General features: G+C 51.0%; 13 protein-coding genes and 1 pseudogene. 7 read left to right on the top strand and 7 right to left on the bottom strand.

What is annotated here, in order from left to right; translation table 11 throughout:
• Positions 1-12: 12 nt before the first annotated feature.
• Positions 13-1,209: an ABC transporter ATP-binding protein gene (locus VB741_RS02330; protein WP_323363529.1), complete on the bottom strand. Its 1,197-nt coding sequence runs from the start codon at positions 1,207-1,209 to the stop codon at positions 13-15.
• 193 nt (positions 1,210-1,402) lie between these two features.
• Positions 1,403-2,752, bottom strand: coding sequence for a Zn-dependent hydrolase (locus VB741_RS02325; protein WP_323363528.1), 1,350 nt, complete (start codon positions 2,750-2,752; stop codon positions 1,403-1,405).
• A gap of 279 nt (positions 2,753-3,031) precedes the next feature.
• Here VB741_RS02325 and VB741_RS02320 point away from each other — a divergent pair, with 279 nt between their 5' ends.
• On the top strand, positions 3,032-3,427 hold the full coding sequence (locus tag VB741_RS02320; RefSeq protein WP_323363527.1) for an allophanate hydrolase-related protein: 396 nt from the start codon (positions 3,032-3,034) through the stop codon (positions 3,425-3,427).
• Between the two features lie 71 nt (positions 3,428-3,498).
• Here the strand turns inward: VB741_RS02320 and VB741_RS02315 are convergent, their stop codons facing one another.
• A complete protein-coding gene (locus VB741_RS02315) occupies positions 3,499-4,662 on the bottom strand; it encodes a PEP-CTERM sorting domain-containing protein (protein WP_323363526.1) in 1,164 nt (387 codons plus the stop codon).
• A gap of 646 nt (positions 4,663-5,308) precedes the next feature.
• On the opposite strand from VB741_RS02315, the gene VB741_RS02310 reads away from it, so the two are divergent.
• Positions 5,309-5,542, top strand: coding sequence for a hypothetical protein (locus tag VB741_RS02310; RefSeq protein ID WP_323363525.1), 234 nt, complete (start codon positions 5,309-5,311; stop codon positions 5,540-5,542).
• A gap of 16 nt (positions 5,543-5,558) precedes the next feature.
• On the opposite strand, the gene VB741_RS02305 is transcribed toward VB741_RS02310, so the two are convergent.
• On the bottom strand, positions 5,559-7,253 hold the full coding sequence (locus VB741_RS02305; RefSeq protein WP_323363524.1) for a multicopper oxidase family protein: 1,695 nt from the start codon (positions 7,251-7,253) through the stop codon (positions 5,559-5,561).
• A 263-nt stretch (positions 7,254-7,516) separates the two neighbouring features.
• A complete protein-coding gene (locus VB741_RS02300; RefSeq protein WP_323363523.1) occupies positions 7,517-9,934 on the bottom strand; it encodes a PAS domain S-box protein in 2,418 nt (805 codons plus the stop codon).
• A 425-nt stretch (positions 9,935-10,359) separates the two neighbouring features.
• Here VB741_RS02300 and rph point away from each other — a divergent pair, with 425 nt between their 5' ends.
• Positions 10,360-11,082 carry a ribonuclease PH gene (rph, locus tag VB741_RS02295; protein ID WP_323363522.1) on the top strand — a complete coding sequence of 241 codons (723 nt, stop codon included), beginning with the start codon at positions 10,360-10,362 and terminating at the stop codon, positions 11,080-11,082.
• A gap of 8 nt (positions 11,083-11,090) precedes the next feature.
• Here rph and VB741_RS02290 read toward each other — a convergent pair whose 3' ends face one another.
• Entirely contained in the window at positions 11,091-12,323 is a 1,233-nt protein-coding gene (locus VB741_RS02290; RefSeq protein WP_323363521.1) for an MFS transporter, read from the bottom strand.
• Positions 12,324-12,968: 645 nt separating this feature from the next.
• Between VB741_RS02290 and VB741_RS02285 the strand changes: the two are divergent.
• A pseudogene (locus tag VB741_RS02285) lies at positions 12,969-14,282 on the top strand (2-isopropylmalate synthase); the annotation flags it as partial.
• A gap of 297 nt (positions 14,283-14,579) precedes the next feature.
• Here the strand turns inward: VB741_RS02285 and VB741_RS02280 are convergent.
• On the bottom strand, positions 14,580-18,521 hold the full coding sequence (locus VB741_RS02280; RefSeq protein ID WP_323363519.1) for a carbamoyltransferase C-terminal domain-containing protein: 3,942 nt from the start codon (positions 18,519-18,521) through the stop codon (positions 14,580-14,582).
• A gap of 492 nt (positions 18,522-19,013) precedes the next feature.
• On the opposite strand from VB741_RS02280, the gene VB741_RS02275 reads away from it, so the two are divergent.
• The 3 genes from VB741_RS02275 (at position 19,014) to VB741_RS02265 (ending at position 22,475) form a co-directional block, all read left to right on the top strand.
• Positions 19,014-20,618: a gamma-glutamyltransferase family protein gene (locus tag VB741_RS02275; RefSeq protein ID WP_323363518.1), complete on the top strand. Its 1,605-nt coding sequence runs from the start codon at positions 19,014-19,016 to the stop codon at positions 20,616-20,618.
• 163 nt (positions 20,619-20,781) lie between these two features.
• The gene (locus VB741_RS02270) at positions 20,782-21,852 is read left to right on the top strand and encodes an endonuclease domain-containing protein (protein ID WP_323363517.1); all 1,071 of its coding nucleotides are present in this window, start codon (positions 20,782-20,784) and stop codon (positions 21,850-21,852) included.
• Positions 21,852-22,475, top strand: coding sequence for a hypothetical protein (locus VB741_RS02265; RefSeq protein ID WP_323363516.1), 624 nt, complete (start codon positions 21,852-21,854; stop codon positions 22,473-22,475). The genes VB741_RS02270 and VB741_RS02265 overlap by 1 nt, the downstream gene beginning before the upstream one ends.
• The last annotated feature ends 2 nt before the right edge of the window (positions 22,476-22,477 follow it).

Genomic DNA, 22,477 nt, shown 5'->3' with positions numbered 1-22,477 from the left:
TAACACCTTTGTCTAATGGGCTAAGAAAACACAGTCGTTGGCAGACCATTTGAGTGAAACGGTCTGCCCTTCTTGCAGGGCAAGATTTTCCCAATCTACTGTCCGGAGGGTGTGCAGTAGGGGTTGTCCGGTGGCGGTGGTGATGAGGGCCACGCGGGTAACAAAGCCGGTGAGTTCTACCTGGGTAATGCGGGCGGTGAGGGTATTGGTGGGAGTCTGGGGGAGATTGGGCTCAGGGGAAGGAGAAGGGGCCAGGGTGAGGAGATCGGGGCGAATGGAGCAGGCGGCGGCGGTGCCGGGCTGGGTGCCGTTGCCAGTGGCGTGGATGGTGCCGAGGCCATCTATGTCTAGGCGGATCAGGTCTTTGCCACTGGCCTGGGGGGTGGAGGCAACAACGGTGCCGGTGAAAATGTTGTTGTCGCCGATGAATTTGGCGACGAACTGGGAGGCGGGCTGATTGAACAGTTCGGTAGGGGTGGCGACCTGGTCAATGTGGCCGTGGTTCATAACTACAATTTGGTCCGATAGGGAAAAGGCTTCTTCAACGTGGTGGGTGACTTGGATGAAGGTAAGACCAAACTGTTTTTGGATTTTGCGTAGCTCCCCCCGCATGCGTACCCGCAGGTTCTCGTCCAAGGCACTGAGGGGTTCGTCTAACATCAGCACCTGGGGCCGGGTGACCAAGGCCCTGGCCAGGGCGATGCGTTGCTGCTGACCGCCACTGAGCTGGTGGGGTTTACGATCGGCGGTGTGGCTGAGGCTCACCAGTTCTAGAATTTCGGCCACCCGATCCCGGCGCTCTGGCTTGGGAACCTGCTGCATTTTGAGGCCAAATTCCACATTTTGCCAGACGGATTTATGGGGAAATAGGGCGTAGTTTTGGAACATCATGGCGGTGTTCCGCTTGGCGGCAGGTAGGTCATTGACACAGTTGTCGCCAATTAGCACCTGGCCACTGGTCACCGCTTCATGGCCGGAAATCATGCGCAGGGCGGTAGTTTTACCGCAGCCGCTGGGTCCCAGTAGACAGCAATAGATGCCCGCTGGGATATCCAGGGTCATGTTTTCAATGGCGGTGACGGTGCCGTACTTTTTGGTGACGGAGCGGAGTGAAACACCAGCGGCTGCCTGCCCCTCACGGGGTGATAGGCGGTTGGGTGTGGGCTCTTGAGAGGCTAATGGGGATGTCCGATCAGCACTAACCGCCATGGGGTGTCTCCTATAGAGGATTTTGATATGGTTTCACTATGGGCGGTGACGGCTAATCACATCTGTTCCCGGTGAACATTGGATTAAGGTTCAAGGGGTTAAATGTAGTTCAGGCGACAACTGGGTAAACCTTACCAATAGCCGCCTTTAGGATAGGAGAAAGTTCCACTAAACTTTAGACTTTAGATTCTTTTTAGATTGCCCTAGGGGTGTCGCCAGTGGTGCTGTGGGTAATGTCGTCCATGGCTTCAGGGCAGCGGTAGTGTTGGTCTAGTTCGAGCAGGGTATGGAGCAGAATATTGGCCCCTTGAATGCAGTGTTCAGGACTGGTGTACTCGGTTTCTGAATGGCTGATGCCGCCCTGGCTGGGGACAAAAATCATGCCCATGTCGGTGATGCTGGCGATGATTTGGGCGTCGTGGCTGGCCCGACTGGGGAGGGACTGCACCGGTAGCTCTAGGTGCTCGCACACCTGGGCAATGGTGTTGTAAATGTGGGAGCTGACGGGGATAGGTTCATTGCGGAGCTGGAGTTTGAGGTGAATCTGGGTGTCGGTGTGGGTTGCGATCGCACCCATCTCCTGTTCCAACTCCGCCATCATGGCGTCCAATCGCTGGTTAGACAGATCCCGAATGTCCAAGGTCATCTCCACCCGCCCCGGAATGGTATTGGCCACATTGGGCGATAGCTTCATGGCACCGACGGTGGCCACCTGATCCCCATAGCCATCCCCCGTCTTTTGACCGATGCGATTCACCGCCAAAATAACCTGGGACGCCGCCACCAGAGCATCCTGGCGCATGGCCATGGGGGTGGTACCGGCATGGCTAGCCTGACCTTCAATATCGATCAGGTAGCGCCGCTGCCCCACGATGCCAGTAACCAGCCCCATGGGACTACCGGCGGCTTCTAGTACCGGTCCCTGCTCCACATGCAGTTCCACAAAGGCAGCCAATCCGTCGGTGTTTCGCTGGGCAGACGGGAGATTGGACCAGTCACCGCCAATGTAGTTCAACCCAATTTCAATCGGCTCATAGTGGGGATGGTCATAAAAGTTGGGGTCTAGCTTAGCCTTGCCCGCCATGGCCTTGCTGCCAATCATGGTGCGCTCTTCGTCCGCAAACACAATCACCTCAATGGGGTGGTCGGGACGCATGCCATGGTCGTGGAGGGTGCGCGCTATTTCCACCCCGGCCAGAACCCCATAGGTGCCGTCGTAAATGCCAGCATTGGGAACCGTGTCCAGATGGGATCCAGTGACTAGGGCCGGGGCATGGGGAAAACGCCCCTCGTAACGGCCAATCAAATTGGCGGCAGCATCAATGGTGACGGTCATGCCAGCGGCTTCCATCCAGCTTTGCACCAACTGCCTGGCCTCCCGGTCCTCTGGGCTAAAGGCAAGTCGTCGCACACCGCCATTGGGTAACGCTCCAATCGCTCCCACCTCGGTCATCATCTGCATTAGCCGCTCCCCATTAATGGTCAGAGGGGTGGTCAGATTGTCAGTATTAGAAGCAAGGTTAGAAGCGATAGTGCCAAACATGAGCGGTGTGTCCCTTAAAGATTTTTAAGAATCGAAGGATTCTACGAAAGTTTTTTTTTAATCAAGTGATTGCTCACTCAACTTTTAACTTAAGTTTAAGGGTTATTCTATTAAGTGCCCTTGGAGGATATCTGTAACGACAGTTACCCCAGCCTTTAGTGGTGGCTAAGTTCTCCCTGGGCCAATACTGTGGAGCAACACCATGGGGTTTATTATGGCTGTTGTCATCCCACGTCCACCAGCTCACTGCTGTAATCACGCATGAAGGAAAAACGACCCATGGCCGACGATGGTAACAAGATTGTATTTATCTGTGGTTCAGCCCTGCGGGGACAGCCGGACCATGGCAATCTCCAATCGGCTACCTTTATGGGGGAGGCTAAAACGACCGCTAGCTACCGGCTGCATTCCGTCAAGGATGGCTGGCATCCCGGCATCTATGGGGTGGAGTCCGACGGCGTTGCCATTCCCGGTGAGCTGTATGAACTCACGGCTGAACAGTATGACTATCTGGTGTCCACGGAACCGCCCCACATGTATCCGGCGGAGGTGACCCTAGAGGGGGGGGGAGTTGCGATCGCAATGCTCTACCCCCAAAATCTGATCGAAGAAAACAACTGGCCCGACATTTCCCATCTGGGGGGCTGGGCCGCCTATAAAGCTTCCCAGGCCTAGCCCCCCTGCTCTCAAACAACCACCATGGCCGATATTCTGATGGAAAATGGCAAAGTCGAAGCCATTGGCCGTTAGCTCACCGCATCACTGTCCAGGGCAGCCGTTTTCTTCCGGCCACGCTTAAGCAGCGCCGCCGTTCCCAATAATCCGAGAAGAATAGAGGGTTCTGGCACATCCTGACTGTCAGGGACACCATCGAAACTGGCGGTAACCAGGGAAATGGGACCGGACGTTGTCGTTCCTGAACCACCAGCAACAATAACGTCCGGTAGAGCAGTAGCAAGAGGATCCTCGACAGCGGATGTCAGGGCCACGAGGTCCGGAGGAAGTACGGTGGACAGTTCAGGCACCGCCGTGGAGACTTCAGTCACCTCTGAAGCGGTGGCGAAGGATGTGCTAAAAACCACCTCCTCCTCTGTTCCGATGGTGGTAGTGACTGTGATTACACCGTCGGTAATCGCAGCATCAAGGCCAGCATCAGCTGGGTCAGTGGTGGCCGAAAAATCGGACGACACGGTGCCTAGGCTGAGGGTGGGGCCAAACAATTGGGCCAATGTGGCTATTTGCTGTAGGTTTGCGATCGCAGCCGTCGTCTCTGGCGTCAGGGGCACCGGGGAGTTGGCCAGCAGGTCGCTGGTAAAGGTGACAAATTCGCTCAGCACCAGACTGACACCAAAACTCACATTGCCATCAAACAGACAGGTGGTAGACAGACAGCTCTCCGCTACCGCAATGTTGTAGCCATCAAGCACAGCCGTATTACTGACGCTGTCGTAGCCGATATTAAAGGCACTGGGAGTGAAGGGGAAAGCCTTAGATTCCAGGACACCGCCGCCAGTGAACGGACTGATGTTAAACAAATTATCCCCTAACTGCACCACCTCCTGGGTGGAAGTAAAGCCATAGTCCGCCAGCAGGGCCTCCACCATAGCGCTGTAGGAGCTGTCCAGCAGATCATCCAAAAAATCGGAACTGAGTTCAACGCTGCCATCGGTAAATTGGGCCGGATCATCTAGCACCGTAAAACGACCGGCAACACTATCTGCCGTTACCTCAAGGCTATTGGGTACGGTAATTCCCTCCAGGGTCATACCGCCAAAAAATGGATTGACCGTGACCGTTGAGGTGGCATCCACCTGAAAGTCAAACGTCAGGGTGCCCGCTTGGGCCGGGACGACAATCAACAGGCCCATTGCAGAAAGGGCGACGCCAGTGAAAATCAGCGGTTTATTCAAGGTACTTTTTATCTCCCTTTTATAAAAGTAAACTAGCCAAAACAGAGTGGTAAAAGCAGACTAGTTTCTACGGATGTTTGTAGTTTGGTCTTACAGACTAACCAAACTTGTTTGAAGTTATGGACAAGTTGCCCAGGGGTTTTACTAAAGCTTTGATTAATAAATCAGATTTAGTGCTGATTTAAACCATGTTCAAGGGGCTATTTCTGGCCATTTTTCCGTATTTTTGCTAACCGTATTTTTGCTAATAAGCATAGCTTTCAGTCCAATCACACCCTAGGACAGCATCCAGACTAACTTCAAACTTGAAAATAAACTTGAAAATAGTTTATGCCCGCGAGAAAAGGCTTACCCCCATTCCGAATGACTCCCAGACCTTGAGATCATCTCACGAGATCATCCCAAAGATCCGCCACGGCCAACCGTAAGCTTTGTAACATGGATCGGTGCTTCCTAAAGACACTGCATAAGATCGAAACAGGATGGGTCAAGACTGTTGCTAGCCCATCGCTATTCCCTTACCCGGTGAACTGCCATGGTTAAGAACCTGATTCTTATCTGTTTAGTGGGATGCCTTGGGATAATGGGCTTTATGGGTCCTGCATGGGCCGATACTACACCGAGTACACTACTTTGGATAGCTCAAATGGAAACATTTTCTCCCTTCGTTCCTCCAGAACAGCCTCGTCTCACCAACCCACCAACTCACCAACCCGCCAACCCGCCAGAAACACCCCCCGCCGTCGACCAAACTGCGCCTAAACAAACACCTGATCAGCAGCCATCGCCGGTTCAGGCGCGGTCTGGCTCTAAGCCCTTTAATCCCTATGATATGAAGGCCCTGAAACAGTTTGACGCGGGCGATCATCGGGCTGAATAGCCCCTGCCGAATGTGCTTAACGACAACTGCCACCGCTGCCGCCCTCGGCCATGCATTCCGGCGGCGGCACACATTGGGGGGCATCAAAGTTAGCCGGAGCCGGTAACGGCTTCGCCGGCTCAGCACAGGGTGAACAGCCCTTAGTCCCCACCTGGAACTGGGTCATCATGTCATGATCCTCGTGCACTAGATTATGACAGTGGATCATGTACTTTCCCTCGTGGGGGCCAAAGCGGCCAATCATATCCACCGTTTCAAAGTCATTCGCAAAGAAGGTGTCTTTCATCCCCCGCTCATAGGGGGCCAAGGGGGTGCGACTGCGGCCTAGCAGCCGGAAGTGGCCTAGGTGAACGTGGATCGGATGGACCCAACCACCGGTGGAAATAAACCGCCAGATTTCCGTTGCGCAAGGTTCCACAAAGGCATCCACCCGATGGGGGTCCCAGCCTTTGCCGTTGATCAACCACCGGGACCCTAACCGCTCAAATCGGAAGGTGCGGATGGGGGCTTTTACCTCAGCTAGCAGGGTTTCAATTGGGGTCAAGGTGGCTAGGCGGTCCGGCAACGGTGGATTATCCTGGGCCCCCTGCCCCACCTGGAAGAGCATCACTTGGGTGCTGCGCAGATTGCCATCGATATTGCCAAAGAAAATCGGGTTAACCAACAGCACTTCTTTCCCGGCATAGTCGGCAAAGTCAATCACAAACTCATAGCGTTCTGCCACCCCCACCCGTAGATTTTTGGTGGTAACGGGAGCACTTAATAGGCCAGAGTCGCTGGCCACCACATGCAACATGACCGGTTCCAAGGCACCATCGTCATGTTTGACCCTGGCTTCTAAACTGAGGGTGCGCGATGGGCCACCGTTGAGTACCCGAAACCGATACTTACGGTTTTTCACCGTCATCCGGGGCCAGGGCACACCATTGACTAACACCACATCATCATAAATTCCCCGCTGCCGCCGGTCGTTAAATATCAGTTCACCGTCGGGGCTGAGACGCTTGTCTTGGATCAGCAAGGGAATGTCATATTCCCCTTGGGGGAGAAGCTCCTGGGCGCTAGGATCACAAAAATCGTGGTCGTTATACTCCACGATGTACATGCCCGCTAAACCCATGTAGACATTGCGCGCGGTGTGCTCAATAGCATGGTCGTGGTACCAGAAGGTGGAGGCTCTGTCGTTGGGATAGTAGTAGTCCTTGTAGTAATGGGGTGGGATTAAATCTTCAGCATAGCCATCGTACTGGGGTAATGAAGACACCCCATGTAAGTGGATGACAGAATTGATGCCCCTACCCCGATCATCCGTGCCGAGCTGATTGATAAACCGCACCACGGACCCTGTGTCCTGGCGTTGTCGAATTAGGGGGCCGGGGACCAAACCGTTATAGGTCCAGACCTCCGAGGGTTTCCCCGGCAGAATCTCCACCTGGGATTTGGCCATGGTAATGGTGTAGCCATCTAAATCTGAGCCAACTGACTTAGATGGCAGGACCTGCATAGGCTCAAAGGGTCGATCAAAGAGGGGAATCTCAGGACTAAATCGAGGATTTACATAGCGCCCCGGTGGCTCGCCTAAACCATGGGACTCACAGTCTTCAGTATCGGCTAGGGCATAGTTGTGGTCGTATCCCCCGTATCCCCAAGCAAACAAGCTGCCAGCACCGAGTATCCCCAGGCGCAACGCATCCCGTCGTGTAAAGTCCATGTGTGACCCTCCACTTCTTTTATTTCAATACTTTGGGCAAACCCAAATTACGTTTAGCCCGGTCGTTTTGCCGTAGGAGAAACGACCGGGCTAAACGTGAACAAGGTTTATATGCCTGTTTTAACTGCTGATTAGACAGATGGACTCGAAAAATTGAGAAAACGCAATCTTTGGTGATTCAGACGCTCATCAGGTCCCCTAATCCAGGATTTAGATAAGATATACTACAAATTACATACCTAAACTTAAACATCCCCGCCCCCTTACCCCACTACCGGTAATTGGAGCGCAAACTCACTTCCTTCACCAGGATTAGACTTCACCACAATCTCCCCGCCATGGGTTTCAACAATGATCTGTTGCGCAATCGCCAGTCCTAAACCGGTGCCCTTGCCGACATCTTTAGTGGTATACAGGTGATCAAAAATATGGGGTTTGACCGTTTCGGGAATACCTGGACCATTGTCCTGGATCCGCACTAAAACCTGATCTTGGTGCAGTTCAGTGGTAATCACAATGTGATTAGGCTGGGTTTCCAGGGTGGCGTAATCCTTGCCCTGGCTGTTTTCATCTAGGGCATCGATGGCATTGGCCAGAATATTCATAAATACCTGGTTGAGCTGACCTGGAAAACATAAAACCTCAGGTAGGCTGCCATAGTTTTTATAGACTTTAATGGCTGGACGGGACTCGTTAGCCTTAAGACGATGTTTGAGAATGAGTAGAGTACTGTCTAATCCTTCATGGAGATCAAAGGCGGTTTTACTGTCTTTGTCTGTACGGGAAAATGTGCGGAGACTGATGCTGATGTTGCGGATGAGATCGCAACCCACTTCCATAGATTTCAGCATCTTAGGAATATCATCCAACAGATATTCCAGATCAATGTCCCTAGCATGGTTCGCAATCTCCGCCGCAGGTGCCTGCTGCTGATAGAGGTCCAGATGATTGGTCAGATCCGCTAGGCAGGATTTTAACTCAGCCAGATTCCCCCCCACAAAGCCCACCGGATTGTTAATTTCATGGGCCACACCGGCTACCAAATTCCCCAGGGCCGACATTTTTTCCTGTTGCACCAGCTGAAGCTGGGTAGCCTGAAGCTCGGCCAGGGTCTGTTCTAACTCCTGATTTTTCTGATGCATCTTCGCCTCAACGGCTTTGCGGGCGGTAATATCCGTGGCCTGGGCAAAGTTATACTGCTCCCCCTCAAACTCTAAAAAGTCAACAACAATTTCCACCGGGAAACAGTCACCATCTTTTCTTTGGTGGATAGATTCAAACTGTTGGTGGTGGTCACTTTGGAGTGATTGCCAATGGGCTGGCCATCTATCCTGGATACCTGTAACATCAATGTCCCAAACGGCCATATGAGTTAACTCGTCATAGGAGTAGCCCAATGCTTCACAGGCAGCTTTGTTGACAAAGGTAAAGTACCCCTCTTGATTTAGCCAAAAGGTATTGGTGGCGGTGTGATCAATGGCAAATTTTGTCAGGCTCAGCATCTTCTGGGTAGCTTTGCGCTCGGTAATATCTTGAATGAGACCCAAACTGTAGACCGCTCGATTTCCTGGCAGTTTGACGAGATATACCGTAGTCTCAGCCCAGAACCAGGTGCCATCTTTACGGACATAGCGTTTTTCCACAGTGAAGCGATCAATCTCACCCTTGTAGAGCTGTTGCATAGACTGCTTAGATGCTAGCCTGTCATCTGGGTGGGTGAGATCCAAAAAGGTTAATTCAGCTAATTCGGCTCGGTTGTAGCCGATCATTTCGCAAAATAGCGTATTGACCCTAGTAATTTTTTTACTGGTCATATCAGCTTCGACAAAGCCTAAAGCAGCTTGTTCGAAAACTGCCTCCGTACGGGCTTGGCTGAGTTGTAGGGCAGCTTCAATCTGTTTTCTTGCGCTAATGTCACGAAAAACAATGACATTACACTCCTGTCCTGCCAATAGGAGATAATTGATCGTAGCTTCGACCGCATATACATGCCCATGGTTGGTACGATATTGAGTTTCCAGGGTGAAGCTCTTAAATTGCTTAATGTCTTGCCAATGCTGCTGCCAATGTTGGGGTGAAAAATTGATATCAATGTCAGGCAGACTTAACCTAGCCAGGTCTTCAAATGAATATTGGAGCATTTTATAAGCAGTGGCATTGGCATAGAACAGCTGCGCATCCTGATCCACCCAAATAATGCCATCCGCCAAATTGTCTACCGAGAACTGCGTGAGTAGCAGCCCTTCATTGAGTCGGGTTAGTTCAGCTGTTTTTTTCTGCTCGCGTTCGTAGAGTTGCTTAACCTGGCTGAGTTCTAACTGGGTCCGTACCCTGGCTAATAATTCTGCCGCTTGCACTGGCTGACGAATAAAGTCAGCGACCCCGAGTGAAATCCATTTGTCATAAGTTGCTTGATCGGCCAGGATCGTGAGAAAAATAATCGGAATATGGGCTGTTTCAGGATTCGCTTTGATCTGCCCACAGGTTTCACCGCCATTCAGGCCCAGTATTTGGCTGTTGAGCAATATAAGATCGGGGTAAAAAGGCCGTAGACTATCCATTGCCCCCTCAATCGTCATGGCCACGACGACATCATAGCCAGCCCCAGATAACATCTCTGTTAGGAAGTCAAGGTTTTCAGCCTGATCATCAATAGCCAGAATTTTGGCCCTATTCAACATAGGTTCCTCCTGCCATCCCTATGGTCGCACACGTCCTGATTCCCTTCCAAGTCCTGAGGATTTTTCTAAGAGTAGGTAGTTCTTCCCTATAGTTCCCTGCTTTAAATACAACAACCGCAACGGATATAGCGTACAGCAGCAATTCAGCATAAAAGAGTCAGAATTCGGTAGTTAACGGGCTCCTAACCCCATTTTTCGACTCTAAGCACCTTCTTTTAGAGAAATTCTTATTTGATCAGATTAGAGTCCTTCCCAGCATGTAACTAGGTGAAGCCAAACACAATTATTCTTTATTAGGAATATTTAGCAAAAAAAGTCAGGCAGTTCCTGGGCAAACCCTAAAAAAAACAAGTGGTAACGCCCCATGGGCTGGCATGCTGTGTATGTTCTTAGAAATGTCTAATTTTCTCTATAGAGTATTGACTATGGCTTGGCAACGTCCCGATGGTCGGCACCCTGATGAAATCCGTTCGGTTAAGTTTGAGCGTCGCTTTACTCGCTATGCAGCGGGGTCCGTCCTCACCCACTGTGGCAACACCCAGGTGCTCTGTACGGTGTCGGCCTCTGAGGATGTCCCTCGCTGGCTAAAGGGATCGGGGCAGGGCTGGCTGACGGCGGAATATCGCATGCTGCCCAGCGCCACCCACACCCGCACATCGCGGGAGCTGATGAAGCTATCGGGCCGTACCCAAGAAATTCAGCGGCTGATCGGTCGCAGTTTGCGGGCGGCCATCGACCTGGAGGCCCTAGGGGAAGTTACCCTGACGGTGGATGCGGATGTGATCCAAGCGGATGGGGGCACTCGCACCACCGCGATTACTGGGGCCTATGTGGCCTTGGAAGATGCGATCGCATCCCTCCTCCAGCAGGGCACGATCCAACGTTCTCCCCTCAAACACCAGATTGCAGCCATATCCGTCGGCCTTTTAGAGGGCGATGCCTTCCTCGACTTGAACTATCCCGAGGATGTGGCCGCCGACATTGACTTTAATGTGGTGATGAATAGCGATTTAGGCTATATCGAAGTACAGGGCACCGCCGAGGCCAATAGCTTCAGCCGTACGCAGCTGAACCAAATGCTGGACTACGCCGAAGGAGGCATTAAACAACTCATGGTGTTGCAAAAAGAGGCGCTGTTGTCGACATAAGAACTGTTTTAGACTGTTTTGGTATCACTGCTTTGGGTATCCAGGGAGAGGGCGAAGATGGCGATCGCCAGGGTTAGCCCCCCCGCCACAAAAAACGGCATGCCATAGCCAAAGGTCACCAACACCCCAGATATGGCCGGACCCACCGCATTGGCAATGCTCAAACTGGAAGCATTGGTCCCCAGAACCTCCCCTTGTTCATCCTTAGGCGTACGCAAGGACAAAAGTGAATCGATCAGCGGCATGGGAAAGGCATTTACCAAACCAAAGAAGAATAGCAATATCCAAAATGCCTGAATATTAGGGAAGGTGGGATACAAAATTAATATCCCCCCCCGCAGCACCAGGGACGCCACCAGCAAGGTGACCAAATTCATCCGCTGGCGCAACGGCTCTAACAGGAATACCTGGGCAAGAAACGCCAAAATACCAAAGAACACAAAGGCAAAGGCCAAGTTCTTGGTATCTTGCCCCAATACCGTCAGAAAGAAGGGCTGAAAAGCAAAGGCAAATATCGTAAACGTGGCCCCATTCAGAAAGGTCATCAGAAAAATGCGCCCCACCACTGGCTGCTTAAAGGAGGTAAACAGTCGCTTTAAGCCAAAGTCGGAGAGGGAAACCAGGGGACCCGCTGCCGCCCCATCCACTCGGGCCGCCGGTGGTCTGGTTTCAGGCAATACAAAAAAGCATAGAATGGCCGCAATTAGCGCCATGCCCGCCGACACCATAAAACTCATCCCCAGGGGTGTGATGCCAGGAAAAGGGGGCAGGGTCTGGGCCACATAGGCCAACGGCGGGCCGACTACAAACCCCAAGCGGAACATGCCACCAAAAATACCAAACGCCTGGGTGCGCTGTTCCGGCGTAGTAATGTCGCTCACCACCGCCTGGGCCACCGAGTTATTGCCCCCGGTGAGACCATCTAACATGCGGGCTAGATACAGCCACCAGGCAAAAGGACTGACAGCAGCTAGTAAGTTAGCAACAACGCTCCCCAATAAGCTGATCACCAGCAGAGGCTTACGGCCAATGCGATCCGACAGTCGCCCCAGAATCGGTGTGCTAAAAAACTGAGATAGGGAAAACGACGTCGTCAGCAAGCTGGCCGCCAGGTCACTCAGGCCAAACTCCTTGGCATAGGGATAGAGCGTTGGAATGATGATGGTGAAGCTGACGGCATTGATGAACGCCACCAGGGTGACAATCCAAAACTGTAGGGGCAGGCGTGACTTGGCAGCCATAGATAACGAGTGGCGTAAAGTTTTGTAACCCTGTCACAATAGCAGTCTGCCTGGTACGGTGTGAAATCTTCTATCCTGACGTTAGGCCCATGGACTAGACCGAGAATGTTGACAGTCCAAAAAATGGTAGGCTAGAATTTCTCCATTGAGTTTTCACCAGTTTTTTTTTAGTTATTTGTTGTCATGAATGCAGCCCAGCAGCTATCGCTTCACAGTCTTACTGGCCTTTTTGGGCTAGGACTGCTGCTGCGCTTGGCGCATACTAACTTGACATCACCCCAAAATTAATCGATCCAAGCAAGCTTTGGCCAAAAAAAAACTAGGCCACCCACCGGCAACCTATCCCCTCCCAGGAGGGGCTCCGGGGTGGGTCTCCTAGAAGGGGCTGAGTGCGTCTCCTAGGAGCCGTCTGTAGTTTATTGGCTAATCGCTCCAACGGCTAACCCACCCTACCCTCCGGGCACCCCGCCCAAGAGGGAATTTTTCGCCAGGCAAGTTCTTTTCTGTCACAACAGATTCCTCTCTGCCAGACTTCTTTTGAAGACATTGGAAACTAGCTGATAACTCTCCTCTGCCAAGCCGGGAAAACTCACCCCGCCTTGATCCCAATACGACATATTTTACGGAAATCATACGGAAATCATCATGTTGCAAAATCCCGCTCAGAAATACCGTCCGGTTCAGCCGGTTCAGGGGTGCGATCGCACCTGGCCCAACCGCACCCTCACCCAGCCCCCCATCTGGCTCAGTACCGATTTACGCGACGGCAACCAGGCCCTGGCCCAGCCCATGTCCATTGACCAAAAGCTACGATTGTTTGAACTCTTAGTGCAAATTGGCTTCAAAGAAATCGAAGTGGGTTTTCCCTCCGCCTCCACCATCGAATTTGCGTTTGTCCGTCGCCTCATCGAAGAGAATCGCATTCCTGACGATGTCACCATCCAGGTCCTCACCCAGGCCAGGGAATCCCTCATCCGACAAACATTCGAGTCCTTGCAAGGGGCAAAGCAAGCCATCGTCCATGTGTATAACGCCACTGCCCCCGTCTTTCGGCGAGTGGTGTTTGGCAATACCCAGGCCGAGACCATTGAACTCGCCGTGACCGCTGCCACCCTAATCCGGCAGCTAGCCCAGGAACGACCCGAAACATGCTGGCGGTTTCAATACTCCCCAGAAGTATTCACCTCCACGGAGCTACCCTTTGCCCGAGACATTTGCAATGCGGTCTTAGCCATCTGGCAACCCACCCCCGAGGCCAAGGCCATCATTAACCTGCCCGCCAGTGTCGAAGTCTCCACCCCCAATGTATTTGCCGACCAGGTGGAATGGATGCATCGCCATCTGGACTATCGCCAGGCCGTGGCCCTAAGTGTCCACCCCCACAACGATCGGGGCTGTAGTATCGCCGCCGCCGAACTGGGGCAAATGGCCGGAGCCGACCGGGTGGAAGGTTGTTTATTTGGCAATGGAGAACGCACCGGCAATGTGGATCTCGTCACCCTAGCCATGAACCTCTACACCCAAGGGATCCATCCCGGACTAGACTTCTCCCACATAGATCAGGTGGCCGAAGTGGTCAAACACTGCACCCAACTCCCCATCCACCCCCGCCATCCCTACGTGGGAGAGTTAGTATTCACCGCCTTCTCCGGCTCCCACCAAGATGCGATCAAAAAAGGATTTGCCCAGCGTCAGATAGAAAATCGGCCAGACGCCCCATGGGAGATTCCCTATTTACCCATGGATCCAGCTGATGTGGGCCGTTCCTATGAAGCAATTGTGCGGGTCAATAGCCAGTCAGGCAAGGGGGGGATCGCTTTCTTACTAGAGCGAGACTACAACGTAGTGTTACCCAAACGACTGCAGGTGGAATTTAGCCAGGTAGTGCAACAGGTAATGGATAGTCTAGGTGAAGAGATGTCCGCCGCTGCTATTTGGCAGTTGTTTTGTGATACCTATGGCTCGTCAGCCACCTATGGCTCCCAGCCACCTATGGCTCCCAGCCACCCCAGCCAACTATGCCAGCCTCCAGTCCACGGACGTACAACACCCACCCTCTAACAACAAAAATCATCAGCAACAACAGCTAAAACTTAAGGTTAACCATCAGCCGTAACAAAAAACTGAACTAAATTCACCTCCTTTCTCAAATAACATATCCATGGGTCAGAAAGCCCTTTGAGCGAGGTGGGTTGATCGCTAGCGTCAGCGATCAACCCACCCTCCCAACATTTCTCAAGGGAGAACGTATACTAACTATTTTAAGTAGGCCGACAAACAGGTAGGTGTGGTTTTAGTTCTCAATTCCACAATACCTTCAGCATCAGATGACTGAGGCAATAGTTTTTCTAGTCGTTGAGAATCAGGGGATTGAGGACGTTGAATACTCAACTGCAACAACCCTTTACAAATCAAATCCACCAGCTGCGCTCGGTTGGCAGGGGTCATAAATCGGTGCCATTGCGGAGTTAGCCGCTGAATAGTTTGGAGAATTTCATACAGATCTTCACTAATTTGATAGGTCGTAAAATACGGATCGTTGGGCACAAAAAGTTCATGTTTTCGCCTAATGCCACTGACTCCTGACTCAATGCGAAAACATAGGCTCGGCAAAAGGGAAAGGAAACAATTGTCTCGGCTAGGTGATTGTAAAAGATCCCGCTGTTCAAAATAGCCCTGCACTAATCCATGGATAGCCTGGGTTGGATTATGGATCGTTCTACAGAAATATGAACTTGGCTGTTCATCAGGCTGTTGCCGAATGAGAATATAGCCAAAGTTGACGGCCCCTAGACCGGCCTGGTGGAAATTGGTTAGCCACCGTTCTAATTCAGCATTGTAATCCGCCAGGCTTTGGCCAAAGGGGGCATGGCTATGGGGCACCGAAAATAACACATCGTCCCGATCTGCCGTACACAAAACTAACTGATGGCTGTTGCCGCCGTACCACCACTGGGAAAGTTTAGCTTCATAGGTTGTAATATCCACCAGGTCAGTCACAATGAATACATGCCCCTGGGGTTTCAAATATTGGGCACTGTCACGAATAATCGCGGCAAGAATATCTTCCCCCGTCGCCCCCCCATCACGGAAGCCTAAATCACGTTTGGGACTGGGAACAAAGGGAGGATTGGCCAAAATAGTATCAAATAATTGTCCCCTCACCGGTTCATACAAACTACCCGGAAAAAACTGAATGTTACGAATGTCGTTGAGCTGCGCATTAAAGCGAGAAAAACGAATCGCGCGGGGGTTAAGGTCCACCGAGGTGACCTGTTGCGCATAGCGACTGGCCACTAATCCTTGCACACCGCTACCACAGCACAGATCCAGTACCCTTTCAACAGAATACCGGGGGGCCGTATAAACCAGCCCTTGACTGTCCGCACCAATGTACATGACGGGACTTTCATCCATGCTATCCTCTTCCAGCAGTAGATAGCGATGATCGGTGGCAACATAGAGTCCATCAACACAAAATAGATCAATCCGTGCAGACCATTGCTCTCCACGAGGAATCAGCAGTCCCAACTGAATTAACAACTGCATTAACTGCGGACCAAATAATGCCTGCAGTCGCTCTGGGGGTAGGGCCACCCGCAGGAGAAATAACCGAATCAGATCGTCGAGATCGCTCTGTCCTAAGCGATGGCGGTCATAATAGTGCAAGCGGGTGGGCTCAATTGCCTGTAACGACTCTATCTCTAATCGTTGACAAATCGTTTGGAGATCATAGCCCGCCAGTTGTAGACAGCGCCGCAGACTTTCCAGCTGATGGCGCAATGTAAACTCTTGATCATCAAAGGGAGCTAGGGTTTGAAGACTCTCCACAGGCCAGGGAGAATCGACGGCGTCCTCAGGGCTAAAGGCGAGGGAAGGCTCAATGTCATATTGAGTTAGCTGTTTCTGTGCCCATTGTATTTTTTGAGATAATTCAGCATGGGTGAGACAAAATTCTAGACGTAGTTTCTCTTGCCAACCGGGTGGGTTCGACAAGATAGCCATCAGGAGTTTTACTTCATCAAAGGTATAACTTGTTGCTTTAGCTTGACCAAGAAACGGCTGGGGCAATTTTCCGCTGGCTTTGGTGGCCAATTTAACAGCGCAGCTAAAATCATCACTGCTCATTTTTGAGCCTGTCTCCAGGGTTAGACGGCGTCTGGGCGAGAGATTTAATCGCTCCTGAGCGGTGTTATTTTCTTCCGATAGGTTGGTCAGTATAGACCGATTGAGGGGATCTAATATCCAAACCACATCCTCTGATATTTTTGTATTAGGCGATCCGAGCAGTGGCCAATCGGGAAAGAGAACACTGGTTTCTTTGTATCGGGCCCCCAGGGTCGATAGCTGTTGTAGTTCTATTTCGCTCCAAGGACAGTGCTCTCTTTCCCCAAAGAATAGGGCCCGATCCAAGATTGCCATCAGAGGGGTAACGGCGGGTTGACCAGGCGGGAGCCCCTGGGGAATGGCCGTATCTCCTACTTTAGACAGGTGTTCTTCATAGTTTTGAACCTGCACATGTCGTTTGGAAATCCAAGTATTTTCAAGGGCTAAATAATCAATATCCGTATTTAAGAAGGTTTGAATGGCTTCTGCTGGAGTTTCAACAATGGGCTGCCCACCCACATTGAAACTAGTATTCAGTAATACAGGCGGCCCCTGGCGTAGATCCACTAAACGACGGCAGAGCTGATAAAAGTAAGGATTATCCTGGGCCGTCACGGTCTGGATGCGTCCGGTTCCATCCACATGGGTGACCGCTGGAATCTGTTGGCGCATCTCTGGCTTAATGGGGGAAACCATGAGCATAAAAGGCGATTTAGCGTCTAGATCAAAGACTTCGCCCACATTCTCTAGGGGAATCACCGGCGCAAATGGGCGAAAAGCTTCGCGGAATTTGACCCGAGCATTGATGATGTCCCGCATCCGCTGAAACGTGGGATCCGCCATAATGGAGCGATGCCCCAATGCCCGGGGGCCATATTCTGCACCCCCTTCAAACCGGGCCACAATGTGACCGTTAGCTAGGGCTTGGGCACTGCGCTCTAACATCTCTGCTGGGGTCAGTGCTTCTACCTCTACCAGACCGTCAAACTGTTGTATTGCTTGCTCTAAATGGAATGAACCGTAGGCATGACCTAGGGTCGCTTGGGTTAACTCTGGCCGTTTGTCTCCCCCTTGGTTAGCATAGGCCCATAGGGCTGCACCTGCGGCGATGCCACTGTCACTGGCTGCTGGAAAAATAAATATATCGTCTAAACCAAGGTCATGAAAGAGTTTGTAGTTAGCAACCGAATTAAGACCTACTCCGCCAGCAATGCATAGTTTCTTGAGTCCGGTTTGTTCCATAGCAACGCGGACGATATGCTTGAGCGCTTTTTCCAACTCGTCTTGAATTTTATAGGCTAAATCTACTAGGTAAGGACGTAGGTAGGGCTTACCTTCTCCCGTGTCATAGGTTTTCTCAAGGGCTGCAATTTCCAGGAAAATGTCATAGGGAGAAATGGCTAGACTATAGCTGTTTTCTACCGGTTTAATCCAAGGATGAAAGTTAACCTGTTCTCCTCCAAAGGGAGCGAGTCCCATCAGCTTGCCAGCCTCTGCATGGCTGACATTGGTATTGCCCAGTTTGGTAACAAATCCAGCTTTGCGGGTGACATATTCATAGAGAAAGCCCAGGGTGGATAGCCCTGATAGATGAGCTGCGACGGTTTCACCATGGAGGGTGGTTAGGTTATGGCCATGGCCTTCATACAGGGTATAAGACTCAGTCCGGTGCTCCTGGCTGATGGTGCCAGTGGCATCCACCACTAAGACCAGAGCCTGGTCAAAGCCAGACGGCCAATAGGCTGAGTAAGCATGGGCTAGATGGTGACTGGGTATGGAGATGACCTTGTCGGCAATTTCCATGGGTAAGATATTGCGCATAATGTCGGGGGCAAAATCATACCCTGGCATATTGGCAGTGACAGATGATATATCCTGGAGAGTGATGCCACAACTGTCTAAACAGTAACGAATGGCTTCATTTGGGGGTTGAATCCGGGAGGTCACTCCCGGGGCTTGCAACATAAAACCAAGACTATATTTTTGGCGATCTAGACGTTCTTGCTCAATCGCTACGACTATCTCACCGTCCTTAACAATGGCAGCTGATCGTTCATGGCTGAGATTAATTCCAAGATAATAATTAGACATGTCCGTACGTCCCCTTAGTCAATACCTGTTTAGTGTCGCATTTACTCCGATAAATACAACAGTTGGTAAAATTCATTTTTTTGGTATATTTTGGCCTGATAATATCCGTAAAATCACTTAAAATCTGGTTCATTCAGCCACAATTTAGGCAAATGAATCAGTTGTTATAACTTTTATGTGATCTTCTAGTCTTTCCTGGCTGTTATTTTCTCTGGCTAGATAGTAGAACAGGTGTGTCAATAGTTGTTGTTGGTACTAAACGAACATCCTGTTGTCTATTAACAATGAACATCTAATGCCCGGTCTCTCTTTCATGAGAGTTTTTACCAGCATCTCAAGACAATCCACTAAACGCTTCAGCGTTGCCGCAGGGTAGTGGTTGGAGATCGCTAAAAGCTCTGTATAGGGAATTTCAGGATGGTGAGTCGTTGTTTCATTGACCATAATCCCGACCTGTCAGGTACTATGCTAGCAAAGACGTCTCCACCAGCCATGCAGCCATTTGATTTGACCGCTTATCCCTATACCTCCTCCCGTCCTGTCATGTTAGGCTCACGGGGGGCGGTGGCGACGTCTCAACCATTGGCGGCGGCGGCAGGGGCGGAAATTTTGTTGGCGGGGGGGAATGCGGTGGATGCTGCGATCGCAATGGCCATCGATCTCACCATCGTTGAGCCCACCTCCAACGGTCTGGGTTCCGATGCCTTTGCCCTAGTGTGGGACGGCCAACTCCACGGTCTGAATGCATCGGGCAAAAGTCCCCAGGCCCTTTCCCCAGACATGTGGGCCACCATGGAGCATCTCCCCATGCGCGGTTGGTTGTCCACCACGGTACCGGGGGCTGTTTCAGGCTGGCAGGCCCTTTGGCGACGCTGGGGCAAACTACCGTTTGAACGCCTATTTGAACCGGCCATTCGCCATGCAGAAAATGGTTTTCCGGTATCGCCCGTGACGGCCCGCAGTTGGCGGCAGCGGGCGGTCGACTATCTCTCTTTAACCGGTGCAGCCCATCAACCGTTCCGAGAGTGTTTTTTTCCGCATGACCAGACACCCCGCCCCGGTGAAATTTGGCGCTGTCCAGACCAGGCAGCAACCCTGCGAGAATTAGCGGCAACCGAAGGGGAGAGTTTTTATCGGGGTAAATTGGCGGCCCAATTGGTGGCGTTTTCAGCAGCAACTGGGGGAATGTTTTCCCTGGAGGATTTACGCGATCACCAGGCGGAGTGGGTCAACCCAATCTCCACTACCTATCGGGGGTTGACGGTGTCGGAATTGCCCCCCAATGGTCAGGGGATTACTGCATTAATGGCCCTGAATATTGTGGAAGGGTTTGACCTGACGGCGGCACCACGGGAATCGGTGGCTAACTATCACCAACAGATTGAGGCGATGAAGCTGGCGTTTGCGGATGCCCATCGGTATGTGGCGGACCCGCGCACCATGGATGTGACGACGGCGGCGTTGTTGGATAAGGCCTATGCGGCCCAGCGGCGAGGGCTGATTTGCGATGATCGCGCCATGCCTTTGGCGGAACCGGGCTTGCCGAAAGGGGGTACGGTGTATTTGGCGGCGGCGGACGATGAACTGATGGTGTCGTTTATTCAGTCAAATTTTATGGGGTTTGGCAGTGGGATTGCAATTCCGGGGACGGGGATTGCGTTGCAAAATCGGGGGGCTGGGTTTGTGTTGGATGGGGGGCATCCGAATGCGATCGCACCTGGCAAACGGCCATTTCATACGATTATTCCTGGCTTTCTGAGCCGGGATGGACAGGCGTTAGGACCGTTTGGGGTAATGGGGGCGTCGATGCAACCCCAGGGCCATTTACAGGTGGTTTCGAATTTGGTGGATCATGGGTTGAATCCTCAGGCGGCGTTGGATGCGCCGCGATGGCGGTTTGAGCGGGGGAATCAGGTGTTTTTGGAGCAGACGGTGCCTCGCCATGTGGCGTTAGGGCTGAGGGACCTTGGCCATGATGTGCAGGTACTGGCGGAGCCGGAGTCGTTTGGCAAGGGGCAGATGATTTTGCGGTTGGGGAATGGGGTGCTGGTGGCGGGGTCGGAGCCACGGGCGGATGGGATGGCGATTGTTTTGTAGGACTTATAAAAATGAGATAGGTTGCTTTTGCGGCTTTTGGGTTGATTGTAAACTTTAGCGGACGGGATTTAAGTTTTACAGTGAAAATACGGCATCAAAATTTTCTGAAACGTTGTATCAAACACCGTATAGACTTCAGTGTGTAATGTAGTGTTCAGGTCTAATGCTTCATCAAAAGTCATTAATTGATGCCCTGAAACTGCCTTCTCCAGGTCAGGTTCAACCCGTTATATGCAAGGATGCCACAAGTGATCTTGCTTACATGCTTGCTGCTGTAAATGATCTGGAGTGGCAACGAGTTGTAACACACAGCTGGGATCTGTTACCTAATCAAAGACAGGTTATTGCTGATGTCGTAGAAACTCTAGCCCAAGTTTCTTTTGAGTTATGGCCTGCTTGGTATCAACAAGATAAATTATTTGTAGAATCTGGGGCATTAGCGACGGATGCCTTAAGCAATCAATATTCATGTTCCGTCTTGCAAGCAACCCGTGAAAGTATATCTTTACCTTGGCTCAAGACGGCAGTACAAGCATGCCAAAACCAGAAGGTCCCTTTTCTAAAGGACTTTCCCCATCACCTACAGTTGACTCAACTCGCTTTTGCACTTGAATTAGATGGGATTATTCTAGCGATCGCAGATTCTCAGCCATCAAGCCACTGCTTGCTTGGGTTAGCAAAAGCAATCACTTGGATAGCTGATCATACGAGTTCACGCATAATATTACTGATCCCAGAGAGTTTAGCGGTATCCAAAGAGCTAGAGTCAGTGCTTTATGGCGCAGTTACACTTTATACTACTGAGCCAACATTCCAGCAAACTAAACCTACTCAAGAAGCTAAATACAAAATTTTCCCCATTCATGGGAGGCCTCACCCTTTCAGCCCTGGTGAGAAAAAACTAGCTATCTTATTGGAGCAAGATAATGAATTAGCACAACTGTTTCAGTTTAACCAAAGATTACAATCGGTAAATCTTAGTCAATACGTGGTTGATTTACTTTGGAAAGAAGGACGTGTCGTGGTGGAAATTGATGGCTACCGACATCATGGGAATCGATTTGGATTTATTCAAGATCGCAACCGTGACTATGAACTCCTCATAAGCGACTATATTGTTCTAAGGCTACCTCACGATGAAGTTATGTCAGATGCTGAGGTAGCTATTGAAAAAATTCGTGACGTCGTCCGATTTCGACGTCAGCAACTACAATCTTTGAGTGAGGTACTTTAATGAGTGAACAGTTAACCCCAAAACAGGCACTTGCACTATGGGACCTTATAATTAGTGGTGAAGAGCCAGCCATTATGGACTATAACATTCTTTCTGCATCTCAACGTAGGCCCTTAGAAGTGGCAGGGCTTATCAGGTTAGAGGAGCGTGAGCGAATACAACCTGGAAAGAAAACAACGAAACGGAAGCATATTGTTCTTAACGATAAAGCGTGGGACTGGGCAATAGATAATTTTACTGTAAAGCTATCTTTGTCCAAGTATTCGACACTTGTGCTAGGTCAATTATTAAATAAGTTGGGCTATCACCTAAAAGAACGAGATATTTCTTTATCAGAATTCTTAGCAGTACCCAAGACTAAATCTCTGGAAGAAAAAATTCGTAACGCACACGCTAGTATTACTGAAAGCAGTTTTGATTCTAGAGCGCGGCTTTCCAAAATTCATCAATATTTAGAGGATATATCACCTCAGAAGATTAACGATACTCTGCGTTCTATGCAGCAAGCTGGAGAGGTTTCTCTTAGCCCCATGGAAGATCCCCAAGAAATTGGGCCTGAAGATGAGCAAGCAGCCATTGATTTAGGGGGCGGAGACAAACGCTATTTTATTTACATTAAATAATT

Origin of the sequence: Leptothoe sp. PORK10 BA2 (genome assembly GCF_034932105.1) — a bacterium.
Lineage (GTDB): Bacteria > Cyanobacteriota > Cyanobacteriia > Phormidesmidales > Phormidesmidaceae > Leptothoe.
This window is presented reverse-complemented; position numbering and strand designations above follow the sequence as displayed.

What these genes read in the sequence shown, in the direction of transcription:
- VB741_RS02330 (WP_323363529.1), bottom strand. Translation starts at nt 1,209, where the DNA reads ATGGCGGTTAGTGCTGATCGGACATCCCCATTAGCCTCTCAAGAGCCC.
- VB741_RS02325 (WP_323363528.1), bottom strand. Translation starts at nt 2,752, where the DNA reads ATGTTTGGCACTATCGCTTCTAACCTTGCTTCTAATACTGACAATCTG.
- VB741_RS02320 (WP_323363527.1), top strand. Translation starts at nt 3,032, where the DNA reads ATGGCCGACGATGGTAACAAGATTGTATTTATCTGTGGTTCAGCCCTG.
- VB741_RS02310 (WP_323363525.1), top strand. Translation starts at nt 5,309, where the DNA reads ATGGAAACATTTTCTCCCTTCGTTCCTCCAGAACAGCCTCGTCTCACC.
- VB741_RS02305 (WP_323363524.1), bottom strand. Translation starts at nt 7,253, where the DNA reads ATGGACTTTACACGACGGGATGCGTTGCGCCTGGGGATACTCGGTGCT.
- VB741_RS02300 (WP_323363523.1), bottom strand. Translation starts at nt 9,934, where the DNA reads ATGTTGAATAGGGCCAAAATTCTGGCTATTGATGATCAGGCTGAAAAC.
- rph (WP_323363522.1), top strand. Translation starts at nt 10,360, where the DNA reads ATGGCTTGGCAACGTCCCGATGGTCGGCACCCTGATGAAATCCGTTCG.
- VB741_RS02290 (WP_323363521.1), bottom strand. Translation starts at nt 12,323, where the DNA reads ATGGCTGCCAAGTCACGCCTGCCCCTACAGTTTTGGATTGTCACCCTG.
- VB741_RS02280 (WP_323363519.1), bottom strand. Translation starts at nt 18,521, where the DNA reads ATGTCTAATTATTATCTTGGAATTAATCTCAGCCATGAACGATCAGCT.
- VB741_RS02275 (WP_323363518.1), top strand. Translation starts at nt 19,014, where the DNA reads ATGCAGCCATTTGATTTGACCGCTTATCCCTATACCTCCTCCCGTCCT.
- VB741_RS02270 (WP_323363517.1), top strand. Translation starts at nt 20,782, where the DNA reads ATGCTTCATCAAAAGTCATTAATTGATGCCCTGAAACTGCCTTCTCCA.
- VB741_RS02265 (WP_323363516.1), top strand. Translation starts at nt 21,852, where the DNA reads ATGAGTGAACAGTTAACCCCAAAACAGGCACTTGCACTATGGGACCTT.